The following is a 25,769-nucleotide window of genomic DNA, read 5'->3' as shown; positions in this document are numbered from 1 at the left end:
TTTTCGTTTTGTACCTTTGCTATATAAAGCAGTTTTCGAGTCTGGGTGTCTAAGCGGTATTGTAAAGCTATCTATCGGAGCCTTGCTTTGATGCCCTTTTTAGAAGCAAGGGCCAAGCAAATCGTTCATTGGTAAACTCTGCCTTTGTGCTTTAACCAACCCGGTACGTGACGATTCTGAGGGTCGTGGTGAGTCCAGTGCACTACGCCGCCCTTACTGCTCCATTCATATTCACCATAAAACTGTACTGTATCGCCTTTGGCGATACCAACAATTCGCGGCGCTAGGTCGATGTTATGGGCTATCAAGATGGTTTGCCCTGAGACCAGCTTTAAAATGAATTTTTGATGACGTGAACCCTTATTATCGTCTCTCAAAACTCTGGTCACAGTCCCCATGCTCTTGACTTGCACATCACTTTTTTGACTGGCGAACGCTTGTTCTGCGGTAACTGCTTGCACAGCATTGGCTGTAAACAAGAGTAAGATTGAAAGGCATAAGGCCAGGATAGTGCTGTGCATAGAAACGTTCCTTGTTTTGGTAGAACCCCATTAACTGGCACAAAGCGAGCAGTTGAATGAACTAAATATTGGATGGTGTAACATACAAGCTTGTAAAAGCCGTTATTCGGTTTGCTCCTGCTCTTCGGCTTGTGCAGCGGCTTCGAGTTTTGCGCGCTCGGCCTTAGACACATAGCCTGATTTCTTTTTACCACTATTTTTGGCAGCAACGGCCTTCACACGTTTTTTGTGGATTTGAGTGAGCTTTTTCTTTCTATTCATGTTTCATTTTTCTATATGTCTAAGTGTTATGTCTATTGATTACGATTTTCTGTTTAACGGCCAAATGACGTCGTCAAACATCAAACTAAAGGGGGCAATTGACACGTGAAAAGCGCCAAGTGAATGTATTATACCCGATCAGGTATGGGCTGTTACGATTCTTTCGTGACTGTCGTTTTTCTTTATGTGATTGATTGCCTAGTTTTCTTTCTATATTTTTTCTTTGTTTCAATAAAGCGGCGCAAAAGCTGTTAGTATGCGCGCGTTAACGGCGTAACCAACGTTTAGCCTTCACGTTTTACATGCGTGAGCAAATGTTAGCGCCATTTATTTCGCACATATTTTACAGGTATACCATGACAGAGAAAACAACGAGAAACAGACGTATTCGTAAGAAACTTCATTTAGACGAATGGGCCATTCTTGGCTTTGAATTTAGCTGTAATTTGGCTGAAGTATCAGAAGACGAATACGAAGCGTTCTTCAACACATTTGCTGATGTTGTTATTGCGCAAAACCTTTACATTACGCTGAATGATGAAAGCGAAACATTGGAAGGGTTCGTTACCTCTGCTGATCGTTACGGGAATGCTACCGAAGAAGATAAAACCGCCATCGAAGCGTTTTTAAACGGCCAAAACATCGCTAGTGATGTAAAAGTTGGCCCGTTGGTTGACGCAATTTACGGTATCTAACAACGATATTGAACAACGGCATCTCATAAAGATGACCGTGCGTTGCTCGTGTGTTTTCTATGCACAGCAACGCAATGTTCTTCTATTTCCTGCGACACATATTATCATATCCCAAATGATCGCTTAGTCTCACTTTGATTGCTTTGTGCAAAGCCTGACAATAACGCCTGTTGTGCTTCATGCTCGGCGATTCGTTCACTTGCTTGCTCCAGTAAGTCTTGCATGAGCTGTGTTAACGCATCAATACGCTCATTTATCACTTCAAGCCTTTGTTGTTGCGCTTCGTTCAGTGATTCTTTTTCTATCAGGTTGTCGCGCTCTGACGCTAAAGCTTCAAGCTCTGCCTTAAGCTCATCAAGGGTACGTTTATCTACTCCCAGCCTGTTCGCTAACAGATACTCAAAAGCTTCATCGCCAAACGTTGGTTCGCCCTGCTGTGGTTCATTTACGTGATTAGATTCTGTGATGCTATCTCGCTGCTTTGATTGCTGATGTGATTGTTGATGTGATTGTTGATGTGATTGTTGAACTGTCAATTCAGCGGCAAATGCTTGCCCACTGCCGGAAGCCGTTTGCTGATTGGCATTATCACCGCGAGTTGCTTTATCCACATCATTTGCTCTTGCAGCATATTCGTTTTGCCATTTTTCGTACTCGAAACTCGTCACTATCATGGTTCTGTACTCCTTCGGCCAATGTATTCACGCCTAACGTGTTTACACATAAACTACGTTCGCTTGAAGCAGTAGCACATTCAGCGCCAACATGAGAGCTAATATCAGCGCTAAAACCACTACCCTGAAAAGTAGCTGAACACGCGCCTACATTGAGACGTTCTTTAAAGCTTACGCCCCATCAATAATGGGTTACATCGCGATAAAGACAGAGAATGAGCAAGAGCGAAGCTTTCGACATAAAATACAGATAACACGAGGAATGACCTTTGAAGAAATGCCCAAAGGTATCGCTTACTCACTCAAAGACTATTGTGAATTGGTAGACACGACAGGCCGATGCATTCGAGATGATAAGGCCGGTCATATTGATAACACTCACAGCCCTATTCTACAAAGATTGGGATTAGACTCTGCTCAGTGGTTAACATTAACCACGGAGTTCGAAAAACACTTCTGCTACGCAGCAGGTACGGAGCAAATGATGAATGCGTTCAACCGCCACACCCATCATCAACGGCTGCGTGGCATGACCAAAGCGAAAGCGTTGTTAAGGCGCGCTTAAATCAATTTCGAACACTACATATCATGCATATCTTGTAGCCTACTCCCTTGCCCGAAAATTGACCTTGCGCGCAGTTTCCTTCCTCTACGCTCACTTTTCCAGTAATAATCCCCAACCATTTAGATCAAAAGTACCTTGACGCCTGTTGCGGGGCATTTCCCCACTCTGAGCAGGTGTGCTTTTTAATACGATTCTAAAGATGGGTGTCTATGTAAGTATCTTTCTATGTAAGTATCTTTTGTCCGTTTAATTGCCTTGTTATGTTTCGAGGGTTATACTAAGACCTAAATAAAGACCATTTTAAAGTACTGAGAAGCGTATGACTACTAGAATATTAACTGAAGCCGCAGCAAGCATTAGTGAATTAAAAGCTAACCCAATGAAAGTTGCTATGAGCGCAGACGGTGAAGCAATTGCTGTTTTAAATAGAAATGAGCCTGCTTTTTATTGCATACCAGCAGATACTTATGAATTTATGATGGATCACATGGAAGATCTTGAGCTATTGAGTATTGCTGAATCTAGAAAAAGTGAAGAGAGCATAAAGGTTAGTATAAATGACCTATGAGTTAGAATTTAAAAAAACAGCCCTGAAGGAATGGAAGAAGCTTGGTTCAACCGTACAGCAGCAGTTTAAAAAGAAACTAGGTGAAGTTTTAGAAAAACCACATATCCAAAGTGCTAAATTATCAGGTGCCAATGAACTTTATAAAATTAAATTGAGACAAGCTGGTTATCGCCTAGTTTACGAAGTAAATGACTCTATCATTACCGTCACTGTGATTTCAGTAGGAAAGCGCGACAAAGGAAAAGTCTACAAAGTTGCAATGAAACGCACAAGCTAGAGAACGCCCTGTTAATTGGCAAAATTATGTTGGCTAAAATGTGAAGCGGAGCGAAACCAAGCCAACGTAATTTTGTCCACTTTAAACAGTTTGTTAGGGTTACACTTAGTTAATTGCTTACAAAGAATATTGATGTCACAAAGACAATAAAAAGTGAGATACGTAACCGACGACACCATTTAAACTTTGACCGCTCATTTTCAAGAATGTGCTTAGTGTAACTATTTCCTTTTGTGAATGCCTCGTGTGCTTCAGTTAAACGAAAATTTGCAATACCGATTTCCTTTTTATCTCTAGCTAATCGTGCAGCGAAGCCCATGTAAAAATAAGACTCAATAAATCCTACAACTAAAGCACAAATGATAATCCCTATCTGGAGCAGCATACCCGAGTAACCCTAACGCCTAAAGCAGCGGCGAGCGCAGCGAGTCCAGCCTCGAAGGAGCGAGGCTGGCTTTACTTGTTAGCTTTAATTTCTTCGCGAACATCGGGAAGACCTAATGCTCCAAGTCTATATTTGGCCGACTCTTCAAGGTAATCATCCAACTCATCATCAACTTGTATTGAATTAATGCGCCAATCTTTGTCTTGCTTGTATAGGACGAGCTTCACAATAGCGGGCTCAACGTCGAATTTGACCACATAGTATTTCAACACCAATACATCTGGAATATCAGAGTGGAGATACTCAAAGTACCCACTAGATTTCCCCAAGGCTTTGAAACTATTTTCAAATTGATTGTCGTACTGGGCTATATCTGAGTCGGAGAAGTATCTTCTGCTTGGACTTCCTTCAGGAAATGCCATTGAAAATATATTACTTACCTCTCCCTCGTGGATCGAATCCATAATAGGTAACGTAAGCTTGTCTATCTCTTTGTCTGCGTACGCATTGATTGATGCCATACACAAGAAAATACCTAGTATTCTTGAAAATTTCATTCTTACCTCATTTTTAAAGCTAACGCCTCGTTCTAATGAATCCCCTCATAATTATGAGCAGAAACAATAATATAGACACGCATAGCGCCATTTGATCTAATAAATTTCGCCAAAAACCAACCAGATAACAACACCATGCGTGATATTCATATCTTACACGATTTGCTTAAAAAGCAATGCCCTAATCTACATGCAAAACGCCTTTCCTCTTTGATGGTTGCCACCCAATCTTTGCTAGATGGCCAGCAACTGTCGTTGACCGAATTAGGACGCAATATCTCAGGCTCCGTGGCCCCGAAACACAACATTAAACGCATCGACAGACTGCTTGGTAATAGCAACCTACATATTGAACGGCTCGACATCTATCGTTGGCACGCAAAGCTACTTTGCGGTGCTAACCCCATGCCGGTTGTTCTTGTGGATTGGTCTGATGTGCGTGAGCAGCTCAGGCATTTAACCTTACGTGCATCGGTCAGTGTTCAGGGGCGCTCTGTCACGCTTTATGAGCGCGTATTTTCATTCGGTGAATACAATTCACCTGTTAGTCATAATCCGTTTTTACGGGAGTTGGCGAGTATCCTGCCGTCGGGTTGTTGCCCGTTGATTGTGACCGATGCAGGCTATCGTAACCCTTGGTTTCGTGAAGTCGAAAAGCATGGATGGTTCTGGCTAGGCCGAGTGCGCGGTGATGTGGGATTTAAGCGTGATGGGCAAGCATCATGGCAAAGTAATAAGTCGTTTTATCCCAGTGCAAATTCTCGGGCCAAATACCTTGGGTGTGGGCAATTAGGGCGTAACAGCCCGCTTCATGCACACCTGCATTTGTACAAAGCAAAGGCCAAACATCGAAAGGATAAACGCTCGTCAAAGGCAGGGCGAAATCACACCGCCCAGCAAAGCTATCGTGCGGGTAGCAAAGAGCCTTGGCTACTCGCCACTAATCTTCCCGAGAACGATAAACTTAACTCAAAACAGCTGGTTTCCCTGTACGCAAGACGGATGCAAATAGAAGAAACCTTCCGTGATATTAAAAGCCCTCAATACGGCATGGGACTGCGTCACAGCAACAGTCGCTGTACCAAACGATTCGACATATTACTGCTGATAGCGATGCTCGCAGAATGGCTATTACGGCTACTCGGTATCATCGCCGTGAAGCAAAACTGGGAAAGAGCATTTCAAGCTAACACCATCCGTCATCGGCGCGTGTTATCTATCATTAGACTAGGCAGAGAAGTCAGGAAAAGGGCAAAAGATTACAGGATGAACTCAGCTCAAATGACATGGGCTATCGCCCAATATATTACCTGGGTTCACAAAGAAGGAAGACCAATTCTATGAGGGGATCCCCCAGCGCCGCACTAAGCGGACTAAAATAGTGGGTTAAAATGTGTAGCGAAGCGAAACCTAACCCACTGTTTTAGTTCCGTTTAAGTGCTTTGTTAGCTTTCTTGTGCGCCATCATCTACAAAACCGTACTTTTCCATCTCTTGATGAACATCTAGTAATTCCCCATTTAATTGCTCAAGGTATTCTCTTGCCACATGATAAAAAAGGTCTTTATCTGCATCTTTTAAACTGATTGAAAACACTCCCTTTTTCAAGCGCTCAATTAAACAGTTAAATGCAGACTTTACAGCATTAGGATCATCATTTGATATAGGGATTGATATTTGGGATTCTTCTAGGATATTAATAAAGTAATCACCATCAATCGTAACCAACTCTGCTTCAATTGTTTCCATATATTTTTCCTCTCTCACCAAAAGCATTCTGTCCACCTTCAAGGGTTTTCATGCTGATTTGTTTCCAATCTAAAGTTTTTTCTGTATTTTCTAAACATATCAAGCTATTTGAAAATGGATTTCCTGTATATGTGCCGTATCCATCTTTATCATGACATCTATAAATAGAGTTATAAGGCAATGTTCTGACAGCAACATTCGCATCATGAGTGGATATAAAGACCATTTTACCTTGTATTGCTTTGTCATTTATTAGTGGAATAATTACATCATTAATATATTCATTACCAAGACTTCTTTCTGGTTCATCTAGTAGGTAAATTTCTTTATCTTCAGCTAACTCACTATGTAAGTTGAGCATTGAACATTCACCATTCGAAGGAGAGTAATTCTCACCAGATAAGGTGAATCGTCTCCAGAAAAGTAACAAATCAGAAAGACTTAATATTTTATCAATATCAACAATTGCATTTAATTCAGTAACTGAATCAAATAAGTCATCAGATGTTGCTTTATCATTTATTGAGCCCATAATTCGAACAAATTCCTTTTGGTCTTGTTTTCGCATACTTTTCATTGATAAGTATTTAGCCTCATGAATACCGCCATTCTGGAACTGAAAGCTAGTTGCACATTTTAGGAAGCCCTTATCTGGGCCAAGAACACCAACGTTTTCTATTTTGTCTTGAATACTTTTATTGATATTTTCAATGACTTTTTTTGAATCCCGACCGATATTTAACCTATTTGTAGCGAATGTTTTAAAGCCTGTATCACTTGGCTTACTTCTTTCTCCAGTTTTACGGGTAACTTCGTCTCTAAAACATTGAGATGCACTGTCAGTTAATTTTGCACTCTTCCATTCAGCAAAAAGTTCCCAAGAGCCATTTTTAAGTTTCGATGAAAGCACATTTAAATCAGATATTAGGCTAGCTCGCTCTTCATCTGTCGTCACTTCATCCACAGATGAATTAGTTTTAAGAAAATTCACCATATCCTGTACTTTACTATGTGCTTCTTTGTATTCATTAAACTTACTGTCAGAGTTTTCTGATAGAAGCGTAGGAAGATCTTTTATCTTCATTTTTTTAGCATTTTTGTTTTCTGAATTGAAGAATTCACGATATTTATAAAGGCTTGTAATGTCTGATTCTTTAGCTTTTCTAATCCGACTAATTTCTTCGTGACAGCAATCTACACCTTGTAAATCTATAGATTCTTCAATGTTTTTTCCTTTAATATCAAATCTATCTGCTAACTTATCTGGTGCTGACTCAAATACAGAAGCCATTATTCCACGATTAGAATAATGCTTGGCGATCGCTTCAAGAATTTTAGTTTTACCAGTCCCCTTAGGGCCAAAGATAATATTAATATCATTAAACGCGCGGATTTTAACCTTTGTTTCATCTTCAAAAGGTTGAAGCGTTAAAATTTCAGAATGCTTACGTTCTATAGCCGTGTCTATGGCGGGTACATCTTTTTCAAGTAAAAGACAGAAATGCTCGAAGCTATCTACAGACAATCTCAACTCTGGTAGCTCTTCTACATTTTCTGTATATTTATCCCAATCTTGCACATCAGAGCCGTACATTGATTTGTGCCCATGGGCAATAAATATTCCCGCAGAGATGGAGTTTGTTGCCTCTTTAATCACACGATTAGAGTTTATTCCCATGGCCAATAACTTAAAAATACTAGCTTCGCTCATATCAGGCTTCTTACCCAAATAATGAGCTACATATAATGGGCCAAGCTTTTCAAAAGACTCGACTGTATCTTCAAGTGAAATGGTAAACTCGTCTGCGGATTTTCCCTCGGTAAGTTGGTTAATTACCTGATTAAATTCATCCCGTTTGTCAGGAGAAACAATAACTATCAAGTGAGACCTTTTTCCGTCATCGATTACATCTAACTCTATACCAGGCCAAATTTGAACCGCACCATCTAAACCAACTTCCATTTGATTGAATTGTTGTAAATCGAAAACATTATGGTTTGTAATAGCTAAGATTTTCACGTCAGTTGATAATACTATTTTAGAGAACTTTTCAGGTGTGACTTCTCTAGTAGGAGCGTCTCCTTGCTTAGTTTTTCTAGTATGAACATGTATATCTATCTTCACGACATCCCTTATCTATGATTGAAAGCTAACGCCCCACTCAGAGGCTAAAAATTGATGGCTAAAATAGCGAGGCACGAGCAATAGCCAGCTGTTTTTAGTCCTTTGCAGTGACTTGTTATGTTGCTTTACACTTGAGTAACCTACCATACAAAAATAGGAATAACACACCTTGGGTTAAACTATTTAAGAGTATAATTAACCACTGAAAAACAACATTTAACTCGTTAAAGTAATGAAATAATATCCAGTTAAAACCTGATAAGATTTTCATACCATTTAATGAGACAAATTTATAAATCTCATCAAACAAAGTAAGTTCATCTTTGAAGCCAAGTCCTATAGTTGCGCCTAAACTCAAGAGCCAGAAAATAGCTAGAGTTATAAAATGCAGAACTGTGGCAATAGCAATATGCTTAATTTTCATTGTGCAACATAACGCTTAACATATGGGGATTTTAGGAGCGCTTTTTCAGCGAGTAAAATTCCCACCATGATGTTTTTGTTATATGCCATTTGCAAGCACGTAATTATTAATAAAATGAAATGCACCATATGGATACAAGATAATTTGAACCCAAAACATACCCCAAGTAACTTTACCTAAATGTGCTGCTAAAAATTGGTTACAAGCATTTGGCGACCTTATTTTTAAAGCTGTATACCTAAAATCTAAGAGCCTGGTAACAGTAGCAATACAACCAGCACTAGCACTAATCGCCCAAATTATTAATACACATTCAAGTACCGTATTACCCTTTGCGGTAGTAAGTATTAGATTAATTACGTAAGCGAGAGATGCAACAGCAAATCCCAAAAACAAGTTGATGGAAAAAGATAGCTGACTTACTCGATGATTTTGCCAGCGGGCATATCGTTCTCTTTGTTCAGATGTCACGTTGATTCCATTATCATTGGCATATAACGCCTTGCTCTAACGAATCCCCTCATAATTATGAGCAGAAACAATAATATAGACACGCATAGCGCCATTTGATCTAATAAATTTCGCCAAAAACCAACTAGATAACAACACCATGCGTGATATTCATATCTTACACGATTTGCTTAAAAAACAATGCCCTAATCTACATGCCAAACGTCTTTCCTCTTTGATGGTTGCCACCCAATCTTTGCTAGATGGTCAGCAACTGTCGTTGACCGAATTAGGACGCAATATCTCAGGCTCCGTGGCCCCGAAACACAACATTAAACGCATCGACAGGCTGCTTGGTAATAACAACCTACATAATGAACGGCTCGACATCTATCGTTGGCACGCAAAGCTACTTTGCGGCGCTAACCCCATGCCGGTTGTTCTTGTGGATTGGTCTGATGTGCGTGAGCAGCTCAGGCATTTAACCTTACGTGCATCGGTCAGTGTTCAGGGGCGCTCTGTCACGCTTTATGAGCGCGTATTTTCATTCGGTGAATACAATTCACCTGTTAGTCATAATCCGTTTTTACGGGAGTTGGCGAGTATCCTGCCGTCGGGTTGTTGCCCGTTGATTGTGACCGATGCAGGCTATCGTAACCCTTGGTTTCGAGAAGTCGAAAAGCATGGATGGTTCTGGCTAGGCCGAGTGCGCGGAGATGTGGGATTTAAGCGTGATGGGCAAGCATCATGGCAAAGTAATAAGTCGTTTTACCCCAGTGCAAATTCTCGCGCCAAATACCTTGGCTGCGGTGAGTTGGGGCGTAAAAGCCCGCTTCATGCACACCTGCATTTGTACAAAGCAAAGGCCAAACATCGAAAGGATAAACGCTCTTCAAAGGCAGGTCGAAACCACACCGCCCAGCAAAGCTATCGTGCGGGTAGCAAAGAGCCTTGGCTACTCGCCACTAATCTTCCCGAGAACGATAAACTTAACTCAAAACAGCTGGTTTCCCTTTATGCAAGACGGATGCAAATAGAAGAAACCTTCCGTGATATTAAAAGCCCTCAATACGGAATGGGTCTTCGTCACAGCAACAGTCGCTGTACCAAACGATTCGACATATTACTGCTGATTGCGATGCTCGCAGAATGGCTATTACGGTTACTCGGTATCATCGCCGTGAAGCAAAACTGGGAAAGAGAGTTTCAAGCTAACACGACTCGACATCGGCGCGTGTTATCTATCATTAGACTAGGCAGAGAAGTCAGGAAAAGGGCAAAAGATTACAGGATGAACTCAGCCCAAATGACATGGGCTATCGCCCAATACATTACCTGGGTTCACAAAGAAGGAAGACCAATTCTATGAGGGGATCCCCCAGCGCCTTGCTAACAGGCGTAAAAAGCTTGGCTAAAATTTGCGACGAAGGAGCGTAGCCAAGCGTGATACGTCCTGTTAAGCAATTTGTTATGACAAACGTGAATTAACACCAACATTAACCAAAACAACCAATTAAAACTAATAACTCCGCGCCACTAAAACCACGACATTCAAACTTGAGCCAAACCAACAAAAGTTAAACAAGAAAATGGCGACGACATTATCTAACCGTAAAAACTCGAAATGCGAAATGCCTATTTTTGATGAGTAATCTCAACCTGGCGAAAGCCCATTCTTTTGATTTACCACTAATCCATCATTGAAATGCAAGTTTGAACAACAATTACATCTTGTTTAGTGGCGAAATCATAACGCCCAATTAACAGGCAAAAAATGGTTGGCTAAAATAAGTGAACGTAGTGAACAAAAAGCCAACTGTTTTTTGTCCTTGTTGAATTTCTTGTTATATTTCAATCCCACCGGACTCTAACTTTGATATATTTTCCTGTGATTGTTCGGTATAAAAATCGTCTAAACATTTAGACCATTTTTTAAAATGCTCTAAATCACCTAAAGCGGCATCTATCATGAAAAGCATATGATAAAAAGGCCCTTTAGGAGAAAAGCACCAAGAGTGATCATTAGCTAGAGCTTCTTGTGCTGCCTCTAATGTTGTGAACTTTTCAAAAAATGGAAAAGCGATTTCTTCTATAGCCTTTTTAATTATTACAGCCAAATTTTGAGGTGGTTCTTCAATATTTACTTCCCATATACCATCACCCGAATACTCAAGCCCATTCATAGCATTAACGTTGGGAGAATATTGTTGTATTTGATAAGGCATTGGATATGAATCAAGCACCTTCTCAACTTTACGAGCAAGATCATAATTTCGACCAAAATAAAATGAAACGTCTATTAATGGAGACCATTTATTTGAACCGGATAAAACTATAACATCAAAGCCTTTTTCTCTTTTTCTTCGCAATTCAAGTTTTGATTTATAAAACTTAAACTCTCCCAAAAAAAGAGCTTTAAGCTCCATGCCTAATTCCTTTTTAAATTTATCTGCGGCTGACACCGACTCTCCTTGAAATATAACGCTTCAATAATACGTGTAGCTAGTTTGGCGGTTTTATTGTGTTGTTTGCAATAGAAAATGACAAACAAGTGGAATCGTATTTATTGACTTGTTCTCTGGCAGACAGACCTTAGTCGTTTTGGCTGCGAAGATTGGGAAATTCGCAAAAATGGTACTTGAGAGGGAGTTCATTACCTTAAGCTTAGTTAGAGGTCTGTATGGAAATTAACGCGTATTTCAACAGCCTCATAACTAAGCTTAAGGGTTGAAGAACAGTATAGTCCCGTCAAGTCTCCTTGCTAGATTTTATTGTCCTTAAAACAGCGTTAAATATACTGTTTATTTATACAGTAAAATGTTCTATATGGACTATAATATCTAGGTTTACCTCTTCCCAATTCCAAGAGAACAATTTAATATAGCGCGATTTGCGCGTTTTTCTGCCGACGCATCGCTCACTTTTATACTTCAGCTATTAATACCAAACTAACTATCATATTGCTACATAAAGGAAAACTGGCGATCTAGATAAAATGATAAGAACAAAAACGAGCGACTGGGTCGTTTTCCTGAATATATGGGAAAGCTCTTTAACTTGTATATCCAAACAGGGGTTTTCGCCTAAATAATCAAAAATATTTTAGTCAGCTATTTTACTGAATGCAGAAGGTTAGAATCAGTCGAGTGACTCCTGATTGCTCATTGACGTCAGTCAATTTTTCTAGTGCCAACTTCCGCTTTACGTACTTTGCTGCCGTTGCTCTAATAAATACTGTTAATACCAACGCCATGGAACAATTATCACTCTGCCTAAAAACAAAAAACGCGATAATAAATATCGCGTTTTGAGTTTGCTAGTGCTTTATTGCATGGCTTGCATGCAACAGTCAGCCTACAACTGCGTCACCGTGACCTTAGGCGCAGATGGGTCAGGCCCGACAACGCTAAAACGATAAGTAGCCGTAGTGGGTATATCAATCATCAAATTAGCACCGGCGTAAGTCAATTGCTTAGCCTGGCCAACAATGACTTGGGTGTCATCCCCTACCCCGCCCAAATCTATCGTTGACCAATCGCCCGTGGCAATTTTGAATTCGTAACTGCCGGCGTCAATTACAATATCAACGATGTAGCTACCGTCAGCTTTAAATACCAGTGCATCAACTTCCCCCCAGCCATTCATCCCACCGCGAATAAAGACCGTATTTTCACCAAACATCTCGGCGTCAAATATGCTTAGCGTCGGTGCGGCTTTGTCACTGGCATCGAATACAAAGGTGTATTGACCATCATAGTCGAAGGTTACTGTCATGTTTGAGCCGCCTGGCGCGAGCGCCTTGCTTTGGCCTACCGCCAGATTCACATCAGCATCTGCTGAGCCGAAGTCCACCGTTGACCAGTCTGCAGAAGCCACTTTAAACTCGTACGAACCTGCTGTTACTTCAATGGTTCTGCTGTACTGCCCGCCAATCGCATAGTCCATCGGGTCATCTTCACCCCAGCCATTGAGTGAGCCGCGCACAAACACGGTCGTGCCAAAAAACGGCTCTTCGTTATCCACCGTTAATACCGGTGCTGATTTATCACTGGCATCTAAGGTAAATTTAAGCACGCGTGCTTGGCTTAGCGATAACTGTAAATTTGTGCCGCCAGCGGTTAAGGTATTATCAGCACTAAGCGCCACAGATTCATCGCCGTTATTGGCGCCAAAATCCACGGTAGACCAATCAGCTGAAGCCACTTTGAACTCATAATCACCAGGCTCAATGGATATTGCTGCGCCGTAAACACCATCGCCTTGATAAACCATTTCATCTACTTCACCCCAGCCATTCATCGCACCGCGCACAAACACAGATGTGCTGCCATACGGGACAACATCTGGTGCACCTGATGTCGCATAAGCCGATAAGCCCACACCTTGCGCGCCCATTTGTGGTTTAACGAATACGGCTGTGGTCAATGCAGGAACAGTGAACATGCCTTTGCCTTCGTTATCCCCTTCACCTTGAGCAAAGCTTGCACCTCGTACTTGGCTATCAACTGAGTTCATTAACACTGAATGTAACTCGAAACCCTGTGCGGTTGGCACGCCATGGGTTTGCTGTTCGCTGCTACTGTTGACGATCACCACTAACGCATCAGCCATTGGGTCAATGTCAGCTCGTTGTATTTGGTTTTCACCTGCCTCGGCGTTGTCAGCCGCTATGCCATCATCAATGCTCATCACAATCAAACCTTGGGTTTGACGGGCGCCGATGTTATGAAAGCCAATACGGTCGATAATATCTCCAGCTGTGGTTAAGCGGAATAACGCTGATGAGCTACGTATTTTAAGCAACTCATTAAACACATTAGATGCAAACTCGATTTCGGTCATGCTGGCGGCGCGCTCAGGGCTGTAGATGAAATTAGCCATTTCTGCCCAGCGACCTTCGTTATCTTGAGCTAACGCTAGCCCCACCAGCCAGTTATTACTGTTCATAGTGAAATCTACATAGTTAAACCAATCGCCGGCATCATAGGTGTTGCGATCCATCGATTTAGAGCGCAAGAAATCACCGCCTAATTGAAAGAACGGAATACCTTGAGACATCAAAGGAAGGGTCGCCGCAATATTCTGCGCCCGTACCCGCTCGGCCAAGGTCATATCGTTGGGTAAGGTGTACTGCAATTGATCCCACAAGGTTTCATTATCATGCTTTGACACGTAGTTGATGATGTCAGCTGGGTCAGTTGCGTAGCCACCTATATTACTGGTGGCTGACGCTGCGCCTTTGTAATCTTCCAAAATATAGTCAGTTAACGTACCTGCTAGGCTCATTTTAACTTTATCTTGGGCGGCTAATGCGCTATCGCTTGGCTCGGTACTGAATATTTGGCCTTGGCGCACAGCTTCGCGAATGCGGTCGTTGTAGGTGCCAATTTGTGTGCCTGCCATATTAATCTGCGTAGCTTGCTCGTAGCCTCGGTCTTCTTTTATCCAACCTTCACCATAGAAATAGTTGTCTTCATCCACCGCTTTAACAGCGGATTCTAAGCGCAGCATGGTGTCTTTGGTGGCTTGACTCATAATGTCAAAACGGAATGAGTCGAACTTGTACTGCGTGGCCCACATCACCAACGAGTCTTGCATGAACTTTTCCATCATGCGATTGCGTGGCTCGGTGTCGTCACAGCACGTTTCGCGGACGATGCCACCGGTAATGGTGTCATATCTGTGATAATAGCCCGGCACGACTTTATCCAATACCGACTTGCCATTTAAGCCAGACGCATTGGTATGGTTGTACACCACATCTAGCGCTACTCGCATGCCCATTTCATGTAATGATTGATTCATCGCACGCATCTCTTTTATGCGTGTTACACCATCCGCGTCAGTGGCATAGCTCCCTTCTGGCACGTTGAAGTGATAAGGATCGTAGCCCCAGTTAAACCTATCATCGCCGCGCATTTGCTCGGTGAGAGCTTGGGCTTTTTGTGGCTCAGCGATAGCATCATAACTATCAAACACAGATTGCAGAGTCGCGTCTGCGTTTTCTTCATCGCACACGGCCGCTTGGCGATTTAGGCGGCATAAATCCGCTACAGTACTGGTCAAGTCAACACTTTGGCTTTCATCTTCTTCAACCGTTGCCATATCGTTTGCTGGCAACACATGAAAATGAGTCAAACCGTTTTCAACTAATTTCGCTAAATGCTGATTGGGCACACTGCCCTGTTCGGTGAACGCCAAATATTTACCGCGATGTTGTGCACTGGTGCTTTCATCACGCACGCTGAAATCCCGAATATGCCCTTCGTAGATCACGGCATCTTCAGGGTTGGAAATGGTAGGGATCTCGTGGGTCTCCCACCCCTCAGGCTTGAGGTCTTCGTCATTTAAATTTACAAACTGCGAGAAGCGGCTATTGGTGGATAAGCTTAACGAATAAGGGTCCGTTGTGAGCATGGTTTCAAGCAACATAGTCACTGGATGATAGGCTGTTACTTCGAAACGATACAATTGACGGTCAAGCTCTACACCGCCCTCATAGCGCCATATACCGCTATTGCTATCAAGCGCCATGGGGTAGCTGGCCGTTTCTGCTTTTGCATCATTAAACAGTTTCAAACTCACTGACTGAGCAGTCGGTGCCCATAGGTTAACTTGAATCCCCCCGTCGCTATAAACCGCCCCCAAGCGGGCTTCATCAGCATCATTTTCGCCCTGGGTGTACAGCGCATCTATGGCGTTAGCTAACTGAATTTGGGTCGCGCCATTAAGCACGCTTTCGGCATCATACGAGGCCAACACCGCTTGGGTTTTAAGCACCTCTTTTGCCTCATCCGTGCTCCAGTCGCCTGCAAATGCCTGCATATTGGCCAAATGAGGTACACGGGCTTTTTGCGCGTCGGTGAGTTCGATTTCTTCAAGCTCGATTGCCGTGCCGCTTAAACCTGTGTCCACGTCAACGCTTAAGTCTGCATTGGCTGAATAATGTAATTTCACTTGGCTAACAGCGGTAGGGTCTATATCCCACAGTAACGTGTTGCCATCTATCCAATGGGCAGCCGCACCATCAATTTTCACCGGTTGAGGCCCTAACGACACAATCGGGAATTCGAAAATAGAAGCCACGTCAGTGAAGGTAAAGTTCATTCGGGCAAACTCGGGATCGTCTTGTGATAAAGGCATTGTAAAGTCACCGCCACCAAGCTCTTTGCCAGCGTCATCAGTGCCTACGTGAATAATGAAATTACCGCACGCACCCAGTGAGCCAGCGTAATCCGGTTTTAATTCAAGGACCCAGTACGCGCCATAATTGGGGTCGATGCCTGTGTGTTCGCGGCCATTCGCCCAATCGGTGTCAGCATCGGCGTAGGCGTCACACGTATCGTTATTCCAAGTATGTAAACGATAGCCAGTGTAGGTTTCATCATTTTGGCTGTTGTCAGCGCCTTTAGCGGCTAAGTTAAAATACAATACGGCTTGGTCCATCGCGGGGCTTGCCATAGGTGCAGGTGCTGTAGGGTCAGCCCCTACCACGCAAGACTCGTTTAAAGCGTCAGGCACGGTGGGTGGCGCACAGCTAATCGGCTCTGGCGCCACACAACTGGTGCCAGACGCGTCCGGTACATTAGGAATGCTACAGGTTAATAATGTGGTGCCGGGCTCGGAGCCTGAACCACCACAGCCATTGAGGCTAAGTAAACTAATTGAAATTGCCAATAAAGGCAGACTATCGGTGCGAGTAAACATACGTTTATACTCCATAAAATTTTTATCAAATAACAATCATCACGCAACGCTGGCGCAATGAATTTAGTCATGTATAAATGAAAATGCGTTAGCAATTAAAGCGAGTACGTTACGCCCAGAAATATCTGGCGACCAAAGTACTGAATGGTCCCCGTTTGCACTTCACTGCCGAAATAACTTTTGGTTGGCTCGTCGGTCAGGTTATTCACTTGAAACAACATGCCGAGATTCTCGTTGATGTTGTATGACGCCTGATAATCAATCACGGTTTCTGAATCGAAATTAACCACTTGTTCATTCACCGCCACCTGCTTTGACACAAACGCATCACGCCAACGCACACTTAATCGAGTTTCGAAATCTTCGTATTCCCAGAACACCGTGGCCGCGACGACGTTTTCAGATAAACCCGGCAAGGTTTGCTCTACCGATGCACCGCCTAATGTGGTTTGGGTTTGAATTTCACTTTCTGTGTAGGAATAGCTGGCACTCATGCCCAAGCCCGACCACATGTCAGGAAGAAACGAATAGATTTGCGTATATGACAACTCAGCGCCGCGAATATAGCCGCCTTTGTCGTTATTCACGGCGGTTTCATAGCCACCATTTTCAGTGGGTACTTGCACCGATAAGCGTGAACCATCGTCATTAAATAACGGCTCGCCCTCTTCATCTGTCACCAGTACGGTGATGTCTGCCGGGATGGTGAATCCGTTACCGGTGAAATCAAACGGGTCTTCTTTAAAGGTATTGATGAACGACTTAATGTCTTTGTAAAATAACGCCGCGATGAAGGCACCATCAGTATCTTCAAAGTACTTCTCGTAAGAGATATCGTATTGATCGGCATAGAACGGGCGAAGATACGGGCTGTTCGTGGCACTGCCAGAGATAACTGCCGTCGGTTTAGATAAAACAATCTCGCCTGTATCTTGATCGCGAAAGGCTTGTACGTCTTCCACCCGCACGGTGGCGTTGGCAAACAAACGATTAATCGGCGCTCGGCCAAGCACTTTCGCCGCAGCAAAGCGCAGCTGTTCACTGTCAGTCAGCTTGAAGTTCAGGTTGATTGAAGGTAGGTAATCTCGGTATTTATCAGTCAGCAGTGCTGGGCGATAAAAGTCATTCACCAAGCCCGCATCATCCGTAATAAATTGAGCACCGTTGGCTGGGTTACCTCGGTTATCAATGACTTCACCTGTATCTGGGTCAATGATGTCTTCAGACACATCTTGCAGTACTGTAGATGATTGCTCGGTTTCCACCATACGCACACCCACGTTTCCGGTAACGGGCAAGCCAAACAGCTCAGTATCTATGTTTGCCATGATGTATGCAGCGGTGACCTTTTCAAACACTTTACCGCTTTCAAGCATGGTCCAGCTGGTGTTAGGCCCCTCGCCCGGTCCGTTTATCACCCCTGGGCTACCTGCCCCCCACGTTTTAACTGGCTGCGGTATGCCAGAGGGGAACCACGCATTGAGCGCTGAGTTTAAGTCGATAGAAAGATAGCTAGGCAAATAACCAAAGTCACCTTCCCAATCGACCACATCCACCATGTCGTCCGTTAAGCGCAGCGGCGGTTGACTGGCTGAAAAGCTAGAGTCGCTGCCATATTCGAACACTGAACGATCGTTGCTGTATTCACGATCAGAGTAACGCGCACCAAATTCAACTGAAGAGAAAAAAGCGTTGTCGTCTATTTCGTAGGTCAAATCAAAGCGATAAGCGTTCAGCTCATCTTCGTTTTCGTAAGGGTAAATACCGTATTTTGTGACCATTACCCTATCTAAATCAGTGAAGGCCTCGGCTTGGCTAAAGCCGACATCGGGTAAATCTAAACCGTGCAACAGGTAACTAATGGAGATGTCGTTATCGAAAACGGGTAGCTCAGCATTGGCATCTTCCCCCACTAGGGCCCATAACAAACCATTTCTAAAGTCACTCTTAGCAACTGACTGTGACACATCAAATGCCAAAGTTAAGTTGTCTGTTGCTTGCCAATCGGCGTTAATGCCATAGCTGGACACTTGGTCATAGTCTTGGTTGTCATCGTTAACCAACTCCACACGGGTAAAGCTTTGTGATGTGCGATTAAACGTACCCCCTATTACAGCGTTACCATTTAGCACAGGGTTGGCTACGGCAGCAGATGCACCGCCTAGCTTGACCCGAAACCCACGGGCGAATTCTTCAGAGTCAAATTTTGAGAAAAACGCATCCGCCTTTAGGGTAAAGGTATCAACAGGCGTCCACTCAATCGCGCCCATATAACCGTCGCGGGTTTCTTCGCCGCCTTTATGTTGTAACTCAAAGCCCTCGCCTAGAAACTCTTCGTCACCATCATTATCCACGTCTTTAGTGGCGTTATAGGCAAGGCCAACGAATTGGGTTGACACACTTGGCTGAAATAAGCGTGCGTAGCCAAGGGCTACCCCTAAGGTATCGTCTAAATACTTACCTTGATAAGACAAACTTAAACGATGGCCAAACTCTTCTGCATCAGACACTTCGCCTGCTCTGTCGTTAAACATACCTCGAGCGTTAACATTAAACGTGTGTTGTTGATCGTTACTTAACGGGCTAGCTGTTTGCAGCTCCACGCTACCGGCCACACCGCCTTCAATCAGCGATGCTTTAGGGGATTTATACACAGCTGCCGATGAAATTAGCTCTGAAGGGTATTGATCAAATTCTATAGAGCGCGAGCCACTAGTAGACACTTGCTCCCGGCCGTTGAGGGTCGAGAATACAAAGTCCCCCGACATACCACGAATGTTGATCTCTGCTGCTTGGCCGCCAGTTCTTACGGCTGAAATACCGGGTAATCGAGTCAATGCATCTGCCATGGACACATCGGGCAAGCCGCCTAGGTCATCTGCTGAAATTTGCTCGGATACCGTATCACTAAAACGTTTTTGGTTAAGTGACTGGATCAAACTGGTGGCAAAGCCTCTGACCTCTATGCGCTCGAGTTCCTGGCCTTGTTTTTCTTCGTCATTTTCACTGACGGATCCTGCTGTGATTGGTTCATCTACCGATTGCTGTGCTACTGCTGAACTTGCGATAAACGCAGTGCCACTTGCCAGCAACGCCGCGGTAACCAAATTCGGTGTAAATCTTTTCATGCGTGTGTCCCATTACGTATGGCGAACGTCCGTTTCACACCTTCTTGGTCATTTATCAACGCAAGATAAGTGTTAACTTTTGAAACGAAGTACACCTTGTTGTTCCCAGCTAAAGATGTTAACGCTGAGTTAATAAGCAACACAACGCACTGCATACGTATTCAACAATTTATTAACATCAAAGATTTGGATGCACAACGGAAATGAAACGTCAGCGGTACATTTTCTGTAAGATAGGTATGATATCCCGAATTTTAGATGCTATTTACTCGCAAAAGGCGACAGAGGGGTATTTAACGTAGAGAGCAATGATAAGACCGAAAAACGGCTACAAGCACAATATTTTGTAAACAAAAATATGGTGACGATGTGAAGATGTGCCGATGTGTCGATGTGCCAAAGGGCAATTTAAACAGCCTTTGAAATACAATGGGTGTTATTGGCAGTCCATGTCAACCGCACATGAACAAAGACTGTTTTTGATTGAAAGACCGAAGCGGTGAGAGCAAAAACTAAAACAACTGATCAGCGTGACTGGTGAAGTTTAATGCGCACCCTTGTAGGAACGTTTCGATGTGTTGTTCTTTGTACAAATCGCCTGTGCCAGGCTGTTTTGCGGCCAGTGCCGGAAATGCGCCATAACCTGCTAACAAGCAATTCCATGATACGGCGTTAAAGTGCGTCGAGAGGTCTTGGCGCGTGATCTCTGCTTCTAAATCCCCACGTTTATACCAAACGTCCAATATCTGCAACAGTGATTCAGACAGGTGCATATTATTGCGGTTCGCTCGCCAGTACTCACTGTCGTTGCGGGTATTGAGCTTGTAGTGCGCCACAATATAATCCCGAGTGCGCTCCGTTCTAAATTGCATTTTGGCGTTGTACTGCCCTTGCAAACGATTAGAAAAGTCGCCCTCTTCGAATTCTAATATGAATTGCTCGATGGATATCTGCGTAAGGTGTAAAGCGGTTGCTTCAAGGGGCTCGATAAAGCCTGCTGACAGCCCAATACCTAGACAGTTGTTGTGCCATTGTTTCTCCAAGGCCCCCACCTTCATGGATAAATGGCGACATTCGGTATTTTCATTTAGTTGCAGATGGTTCTTCAACTCTCTTTCAGCGTCGTGTTTACTGACAAAATCCGAACTATAAACATAACCGTTACCGAATCGGTTCGTGAGGGGGATCTTCCAGCACCAGCCTGCTGATAAGGCCGTGGATGTCGTCTCAACCGGAATATCTTCGCTTATAGGCGTTGGCACCACAACCGCAGAGTCGTTAAATAGATTGTCTTTGTAACTGTTAAATTTGACGCCTAAAGTCTTTTGCATCAGTACGCTGGAAAAGCCGCTGCAATCTACAAATAAATCACCGCTTATCTCAATGCCTTCTTTACAGTGCAGCGCCGCAATATCACCATTAGGATGCTGCTTGATGCTTTCTACATTTGCTTGAACGTGATCCACGCCTAGACCGATAGCATGTTGCTGTAGAAAGGCACCTAACAAGTGGGAATCAAAGTGATAACCGTATTCTATGCTAAACGGAAAATTAGCCGGTGTGTGTGGGCCTTTGTTCTGCTTAGCGAGTACGCCATTTAATAAAAAATCGCCAGGGTTTGTGTGCGTATCAAGCCCGAGGCGACGAGTGCGGGCGTTCACCATAAATGCCCGTTGGGTGAAGGTGTCTATTTGCGATATAAACGGATGGCTGTATCGCGTGTTAGCCGATGCAGGGCTGAAATTCTCAAAGGCGATATTCATTTTGTACGTGGCGTTGCACTGAGGCATCCAGTCGCTATCCCCAATACCAAGCATGCTAAAAAAACGTTTCAGTGTGGGGGTTGAACCCTCACCAACCCCGACAATACCGATATCTGGTGATTCAACCAAGGTTATTGTTAAGGACTTATCTACCAACTTTTCAGCCCACTTGTGAGCAAATAAATTAGCCGCCATCCAACCTGCTGAGCCGCCGCCAAGGATAACAATATTAAATGGTTGAGACATATTACGCCTTACTAAATTAAACAGGGAACTTGTAACCTAAGACCTGACTCACACATAAGTCACTGATCATGAATTACATCATACCTACATTCTTTACCTTGTTGAACGTCGCAAAAAGTTGAACGTCGCAAAAACCAAAAAGGCCCTTTAGCGTTGTCGCTAAGGGGCCTTGCACTTATTAACTCATTAGAGGTTAGTAAAACGAATAATTAAAGTTCATCATATATGAAGGGCCAAATTGACGACGAGTTGTCACGATACCATCGCTGTCCAGCGTCTCCTCATCGACGTCGGTCAAATTCGTTCCTTGTAACGAAACGCGTAAACCTTGCAAATAATCAATGTCTGAATCTTCAAAGTCGTAACTGATTTGTGCATCTAACAAAGTAACGCCGTTACGTGTTGCCGTTTCAACCTTGTTCGAGCCACCACGTTGATATGTGCTGAATTCAGAACGGTCGGTGCCAGCAAGGCGAATCTCAAAGCCACCCATTGCGTAATAAGCGGTCAATGAATAAGTGCGATCCGATTGCCCTGGAATGGCAGTACCGTCCTCTAGCTGTGCATCAATTAACGTAGCTGAAGCAGCAATACCAAAGCCTTCAAGTGCGTCAGCAAGCATATTTAATGGCACGTTCGCTGTTAACTCTAGCCCTTTAACATCACCCGTTAAGCCATCTTCAAAGTAGGAAAAGGTGCCAAAGTCAGGGGGTGTAATGACATCTCCTGCTGAATAAGGCGTGTTTGCTGGCCCGTATAGACCATCTTCAACAGCGACGCGGTCGTGGAACCCTGGGATGAAGTAATCGGCACCGTCGTTAGTTACATCATTTCTGAAATTGATGTCTAGGTTGCCGTCTCTTGTCCAATTGACTAAATCTTTATAGAAGACCGCGGCTGAAACATAGCCTTCATCTTCAAAATAGTTTTCAAATGACAAGTCAAAATTATTCGCTTCCAACGGTTTCAGCAATGGATTACCGGCAAATTTAGACCAAGGTGAGCCATATTCGTCCACTGCAGCTTGCGTGTTCGGTATAGACAACAAATCGATGTTTTGGTCGAACTTCACAAAACCAGAGGCCTTCATCTGGTCAATTCGTGCACGGCTGATCGTCTTATTCGCAGCGAAACGCACAAACTTGTTGTCTGCCACTTCTACACTGACGTTCAGACTTGGCAAAACATGGCTATAGTCTGAGCTAACAGATGTTCGGCAGTCGTCATCTATTTGCTGATCGTTATTTGCATCACACACGGCAAAATTTGACCCAACCACACCTGTAAAACCAGAAGAGGATTGATCTGTTTGTACATATTGAACACCGATGTTACCCATAACAGGAAAATCACCCAGTTCAGTATTGAAATCGACTTTTGCATACAAAGTGGTGACTTCTTCTTCTACTACATAGGTATCGCCTAAACGATCCGGCTCTAATAGGCCCGCATCATTTAAGGTATATTCGCCATCGTTGTATGGTGCAAAACCGTCATATGCAACAACATATCCCATGCCCGCCCAGGTTAAATCGGCTAAACCATTATATAAATACGCTTGAGGAATAGCAGTAGAGGCTGGGTATGATGACGATGTAGCAAAGAAACCTTTATTTTCTTTGTCTTTATATCTGTCACTGTAATTAACACCCGCTGTTACTTGAGTGAAGATATCACCATCCAACAAACCCACCACTTCAAACTTATAGGTGGTCAACTCTTCGCTGAAATCAGCATAATTCAAAAACCCGTCCTGGGCATTCAAGTAACTATAAGGAGCTCCATTGGCGGTTAATTCAGTGCTAGTAAACTGATCCGCTAAATTAGCTAAACCACCACCCCACTCTTGAGGGCCTGTCAGTTGCAAAGCACTTGGATCAGAGAATGCATCTAAACCAGAAGAGTCAGTAAAGGTGATCCCATCTTGACTCATCACAAAATCACGCGTGCCTAACCCTGAAGAATCTAGTGCGCCAGAGCGAGCTAAGCCTGCGTATGACTCTCCGCGCAAATCACGCTTCGTAGACTCACTATTCGCTACGTCAACTTCTACTGACCAACTGTCATTCAAATGGTATTGAACATTTAAACCAAATACCTGTAAATCACCGTCCTTCTGAGATGGATCAGTTCGTAGGACCGGGTTAACACCAACTTGAGTACCTGTAGTCTCGGTACCTGTGCCTGAAATACTGCCAGCAGAGAAAGGTTCAATAAAGCCGCGGATAACACCAGAATCTGAGTAGCTTATATCAAGTGCATCAATCACTATGTCTAGGTTTTCTGTCGGCTGGAATTGCAACACAGCAGAGATAGTGTCTCGCTCAAGAACGGTGCTGATAGCTTGGCTATCTAGGCCAGATGGCGTTACTTGACCTTCATCATTGGTGTTATATCCCCACACACCATATTTACGCTGATTGTTTGGCGATTCTGTGCTGGCGAGTGCAACGGCCAAGCCAATGGTGTCATCGGCAAACTTTTCAACAAATGACAAAGATAAACGATGGCCAGTGTTGTCAAACTCGGGGTTGTCAGAGTCTCGACCCGATAATTCATAGTTACCATTAATGGTTAAGGTTTCTTGAGCCTGTAATGGGCGAACAGTTTGTAAATCAACCGTACCCCCAATGCCTTGCACCATAAGGCCGGCCTCTGCGGTCTTATAAATTGTGGCTCCGGTCATGATTTCTGAAGGGTATAAATCGTATTCTACACCTCGGTTATCACCAATGCCGATTAACTCGCGACCATTAAGTGAGGTACCAGTAAAGTCTTCTTTAAATCCACGAACAGAGATACCTGAAGTACGACCGCCTACCCTTTCACCTGACATACCAGGCAAACGCGCTAACGACTCAGCGATAGACGAGTCTGGTAATTTACCAATATCCTCAGCTGAAATGGCTTCAACAATCGAGGTGTTTTCCATTTTTACTGCTTGGGCACGGATAAGAGACCCACGAATACCCGTGACTTGAATAACTTCTGTGTCATCCCCTGGGGCATCTGCAGCTGCTTCTTGAGCAAATGCTGCGGGTGTTATACCAAACGCAAAACCGCTAGTGATTAGCGCGGCTTTGATTAAATTAGGCTTAAAATTTTTCATGTGTGTGTATCCCGGTTCGAGACTCAAATGGAAACCTAGGTATCGGTTAACAACTTGTAGTCAAATGTTACAGCTTTGTTCTAGTTGCCGCGATATTACAGTTACACATGGTGAATGCTCAATGTCTTGCATACGTATTCAGTAAAAATATACAACATAATTTTAACAGTACACTTTTGATACGATACGGCAAAAACTACGTAACCCAATGTTTTAATTGACGTTAAAACCAAGAAGCTATTAGGGCATGAAAAGTTTATGTTAACTATCCACACTGACTAGATTTGTTCTGCTACCTAATCTTGTACAATTTTTAATGTCAGCCTTATGCGTTCATAGGCCAACAAAAATTGGCTCTCGCCTTCAACGTTACGCAAAACAGCCATACCATTTTAAGAGCCCTACCCAATCTCGTGTAAACGAGCGTAGTGCCAGGGAAAGCAGTGCCAGGGAAAGCAGTGCCAACGAAAATTTATTGCAAATGTTTAAGGCACACAACAACAGGGCGTTGAGCACAAAAAGTATTGCGAGAATGCGAACAAAGAGGCTGCTATTGATAGAGAGTG

The 25,769-nt window shown here is 43.5% G+C and carries 18 protein-coding genes and 1 pseudogene; 6 read left to right on the top strand and 13 right to left on the bottom strand.

The window, feature by feature from the left end:
- Positions 1-125 precede the first annotated feature (125 nt).
- The gene (locus AC0L6N_RS07865) at positions 126-521 is read right to left on the bottom strand and encodes a DUF3465 domain-containing protein (protein WP_011574769.1); all 396 of its coding nucleotides are present in this window, start codon (positions 519-521) and stop codon (positions 126-128) included.
- Positions 522-623: 102 nt separating this feature from the next.
- Entirely contained in the window at positions 624-782 is a 159-nt protein-coding gene (locus AC0L6N_RS07860; protein WP_011574768.1) for a DUF2986 domain-containing protein, read from the bottom strand.
- A gap of 356 nt (positions 783-1,138) precedes the next feature.
- Here AC0L6N_RS07860 and AC0L6N_RS07855 point away from each other — a divergent pair, with 356 nt between their 5' ends.
- A complete protein-coding gene (locus AC0L6N_RS07855) occupies positions 1,139-1,477 on the top strand; it encodes a YggL 50S ribosome-binding family protein (protein WP_011574767.1) in 339 nt (112 codons plus the stop codon).
- 104 nt (positions 1,478-1,581) lie between these two features.
- On the opposite strand, the gene AC0L6N_RS07850 is transcribed toward AC0L6N_RS07855, so the two are convergent.
- Positions 1,582-2,151, bottom strand: coding sequence for a hypothetical protein (locus AC0L6N_RS07850; protein WP_473480321.1), 570 nt, complete (start codon positions 2,149-2,151; stop codon positions 1,582-1,584).
- Between the two features lie 271 nt (positions 2,152-2,422).
- On the opposite strand from AC0L6N_RS07850, the pseudogene AC0L6N_RS07845 reads away from it, so the two are divergent.
- The 3 genes and pseudogenes from AC0L6N_RS07845 to AC0L6N_RS07835 all read left to right on the top strand — a co-directional run.
- Positions 2,423-2,716 (top strand): annotated as a pseudogene (locus AC0L6N_RS07845) (hypothetical protein); the annotation flags it as partial.
- Between the two features lie 319 nt (positions 2,717-3,035).
- The gene (locus AC0L6N_RS07840; RefSeq protein ID WP_473480320.1) at positions 3,036-3,284 is read left to right on the top strand and encodes a type II toxin-antitoxin system Phd/YefM family antitoxin; all 249 of its coding nucleotides are present in this window, start codon (positions 3,036-3,038) and stop codon (positions 3,282-3,284) included.
- Positions 3,274-3,561 (top strand): type II toxin-antitoxin system RelE family toxin, encoded by a 288-nt coding sequence (locus AC0L6N_RS07835; protein WP_473480318.1) that lies wholly within the window; start codon positions 3,274-3,276, stop codon positions 3,559-3,561. Before AC0L6N_RS07840 ends, AC0L6N_RS07835 begins: the two co-directional genes overlap by 11 nt.
- 456 nt (positions 3,562-4,017) lie before the next feature.
- Here AC0L6N_RS07835 and AC0L6N_RS07830 read toward each other — a convergent pair whose 3' ends face one another.
- Positions 4,018-4,473, bottom strand: a complete 456-nt coding sequence (locus tag AC0L6N_RS07830; RefSeq protein WP_473480316.1) for a hypothetical protein — start codon at positions 4,471-4,473, stop codon at positions 4,018-4,020.
- A gap of 165 nt (positions 4,474-4,638) precedes the next feature.
- Between AC0L6N_RS07830 and AC0L6N_RS07825 the strand changes: the two genes are divergently transcribed.
- Positions 4,639-5,847, top strand: a complete 1,209-nt coding sequence (locus tag AC0L6N_RS07825; RefSeq protein WP_473480314.1) for an IS4-like element ISPat1 family transposase — start codon at positions 4,639-4,641, stop codon at positions 5,845-5,847.
- A 101-nt stretch (positions 5,848-5,948) separates the two neighbouring features.
- Here AC0L6N_RS07825 and AC0L6N_RS07820 read toward each other — a convergent pair whose 3' ends face one another.
- From AC0L6N_RS07820 to AC0L6N_RS07805, 4 genes are all read right to left on the bottom strand, one after another.
- Complete coding sequence (locus AC0L6N_RS07820) at positions 5,949-6,251, bottom strand: hypothetical protein (protein WP_473480312.1); 303 nt, start codon at positions 6,249-6,251, stop codon at positions 5,949-5,951.
- Complete coding sequence (locus tag AC0L6N_RS07815) at positions 6,238-8,376, bottom strand: PHP domain-containing protein (protein WP_473480310.1); 2,139 nt, start codon at positions 8,374-8,376, stop codon at positions 6,238-6,240. The genes AC0L6N_RS07820 and AC0L6N_RS07815 overlap by 14 nt, the downstream gene beginning before the upstream one ends.
- A gap of 115 nt (positions 8,377-8,491) precedes the next feature.
- Positions 8,492-8,800, bottom strand: a complete 309-nt coding sequence (locus AC0L6N_RS07810) for a hypothetical protein (RefSeq protein ID WP_473480308.1) — start codon at positions 8,798-8,800, stop codon at positions 8,492-8,494.
- 78 nt (positions 8,801-8,878) lie between these two features.
- Positions 8,879-9,271: a hypothetical protein gene (locus AC0L6N_RS07805; RefSeq protein WP_473480306.1), complete on the bottom strand. Its 393-nt coding sequence runs from the start codon at positions 9,269-9,271 to the stop codon at positions 8,879-8,881.
- Positions 9,272-9,410: 139 nt separating this feature from the next.
- Between AC0L6N_RS07805 and AC0L6N_RS07800 the strand changes: the two genes are divergently transcribed.
- Positions 9,411-10,619 (top strand): IS4-like element ISPat1 family transposase, encoded by a 1,209-nt coding sequence (locus tag AC0L6N_RS07800; protein WP_473476437.1) that lies wholly within the window; start codon positions 9,411-9,413, stop codon positions 10,617-10,619.
- Between the two features lie 475 nt (positions 10,620-11,094).
- Here the strand turns inward: AC0L6N_RS07800 and AC0L6N_RS07795 are convergent, their stop codons facing one another.
- The 5 genes from AC0L6N_RS07795 to AC0L6N_RS07775 form a co-directional block, all read right to left on the bottom strand.
- Positions 11,095-11,712 (bottom strand): hypothetical protein, encoded by a 618-nt coding sequence (locus tag AC0L6N_RS07795; protein ID WP_473480304.1) that lies wholly within the window; start codon positions 11,710-11,712, stop codon positions 11,095-11,097.
- Positions 11,713-12,604: 892 nt separating this feature from the next.
- Positions 12,605-16,957: an alpha-1,6-glucosidase domain-containing protein gene (locus AC0L6N_RS07790; RefSeq protein WP_473480302.1), complete on the bottom strand. Its 4,353-nt coding sequence runs from the start codon at positions 16,955-16,957 to the stop codon at positions 12,605-12,607.
- A gap of 95 nt (positions 16,958-17,052) precedes the next feature.
- Positions 17,053-20,085 (bottom strand): TonB-dependent receptor, encoded by a 3,033-nt coding sequence (locus AC0L6N_RS07785; RefSeq protein WP_473480300.1) that lies wholly within the window; start codon positions 20,083-20,085, stop codon positions 17,053-17,055.
- Between the two features lie 512 nt (positions 20,086-20,597).
- Positions 20,598-22,094 carry a tryptophan halogenase family protein gene (locus tag AC0L6N_RS07780; protein WP_473480298.1) on the bottom strand — a complete coding sequence of 499 codons (1,497 nt, stop codon included), beginning with the start codon at positions 22,092-22,094 and terminating at the stop codon, positions 20,598-20,600.
- 193 nt (positions 22,095-22,287) lie between these two features.
- Positions 22,288-25,203 carry a TonB-dependent receptor gene (locus tag AC0L6N_RS07775; protein ID WP_473480296.1) on the bottom strand — a complete coding sequence of 972 codons (2,916 nt, stop codon included), beginning with the start codon at positions 25,201-25,203 and terminating at the stop codon, positions 22,288-22,290.
- Between the last annotated feature and the right edge of the window lie 566 nt (positions 25,204-25,769).

It is taken from the genome of Paraglaciecola sp. G1-13, assembly GCF_055809255.1.
The sequence above is the reverse complement of the archived record's forward strand: the minus strand, read 5'-3'. Positions and strand labels throughout refer to the sequence as shown.

Coding starts and splice junctions, on each gene's coding strand:
- AC0L6N_RS07825 (WP_473480314.1), top strand. CDS start 4,639: ATGCGTGATATTCATATCTTACACGATTTGCTTAAAAAGCAATGCCCT.
- AC0L6N_RS07850 (WP_473480321.1), bottom strand. CDS start 2,151: ATGATAGTGACGAGTTTCGAGTACGAAAAATGGCAAAACGAATATGCT.
- AC0L6N_RS07865 (WP_011574769.1), bottom strand. CDS start 521: ATGCACAGCACTATCCTGGCCTTATGCCTTTCAATCTTACTCTTGTTT.
- AC0L6N_RS07775 (WP_473480296.1), bottom strand. CDS start 25,203: ATGAAAAATTTTAAGCCTAATTTAATCAAAGCCGCGCTAATCACTAGC.
- AC0L6N_RS07810 (WP_473480308.1), bottom strand. CDS start 8,800: ATGAAAATTAAGCATATTGCTATTGCCACAGTTCTGCATTTTATAACT.
- AC0L6N_RS07855 (WP_011574767.1), top strand. CDS start 1,139: ATGACAGAGAAAACAACGAGAAACAGACGTATTCGTAAGAAACTTCAT.
- AC0L6N_RS07790 (WP_473480302.1), bottom strand. CDS start 16,957: ATGTTTACTCGCACCGATAGTCTGCCTTTATTGGCAATTTCAATTAGT.
- AC0L6N_RS07835 (WP_473480318.1), top strand. CDS start 3,274: ATGACCTATGAGTTAGAATTTAAAAAAACAGCCCTGAAGGAATGGAAG.
- AC0L6N_RS07820 (WP_473480312.1), bottom strand. CDS start 6,251: ATGGAAACAATTGAAGCAGAGTTGGTTACGATTGATGGTGATTACTTT.
- AC0L6N_RS07860 (WP_011574768.1), bottom strand. CDS start 782: ATGAATAGAAAGAAAAAGCTCACTCAAATCCACAAAAAACGTGTGAAG.
- AC0L6N_RS07840 (WP_473480320.1), top strand. CDS start 3,036: ATGACTACTAGAATATTAACTGAAGCCGCAGCAAGCATTAGTGAATTA.
- AC0L6N_RS07785 (WP_473480300.1), bottom strand. CDS start 20,085: ATGAAAAGATTTACACCGAATTTGGTTACCGCGGCGTTGCTGGCAAGT.
- AC0L6N_RS07800 (WP_473476437.1), top strand. CDS start 9,411: ATGCGTGATATTCATATCTTACACGATTTGCTTAAAAAACAATGCCCT.
- AC0L6N_RS07780 (WP_473480298.1), bottom strand. CDS start 22,094: ATGTCTCAACCATTTAATATTGTTATCCTTGGCGGCGGCTCAGCAGGT.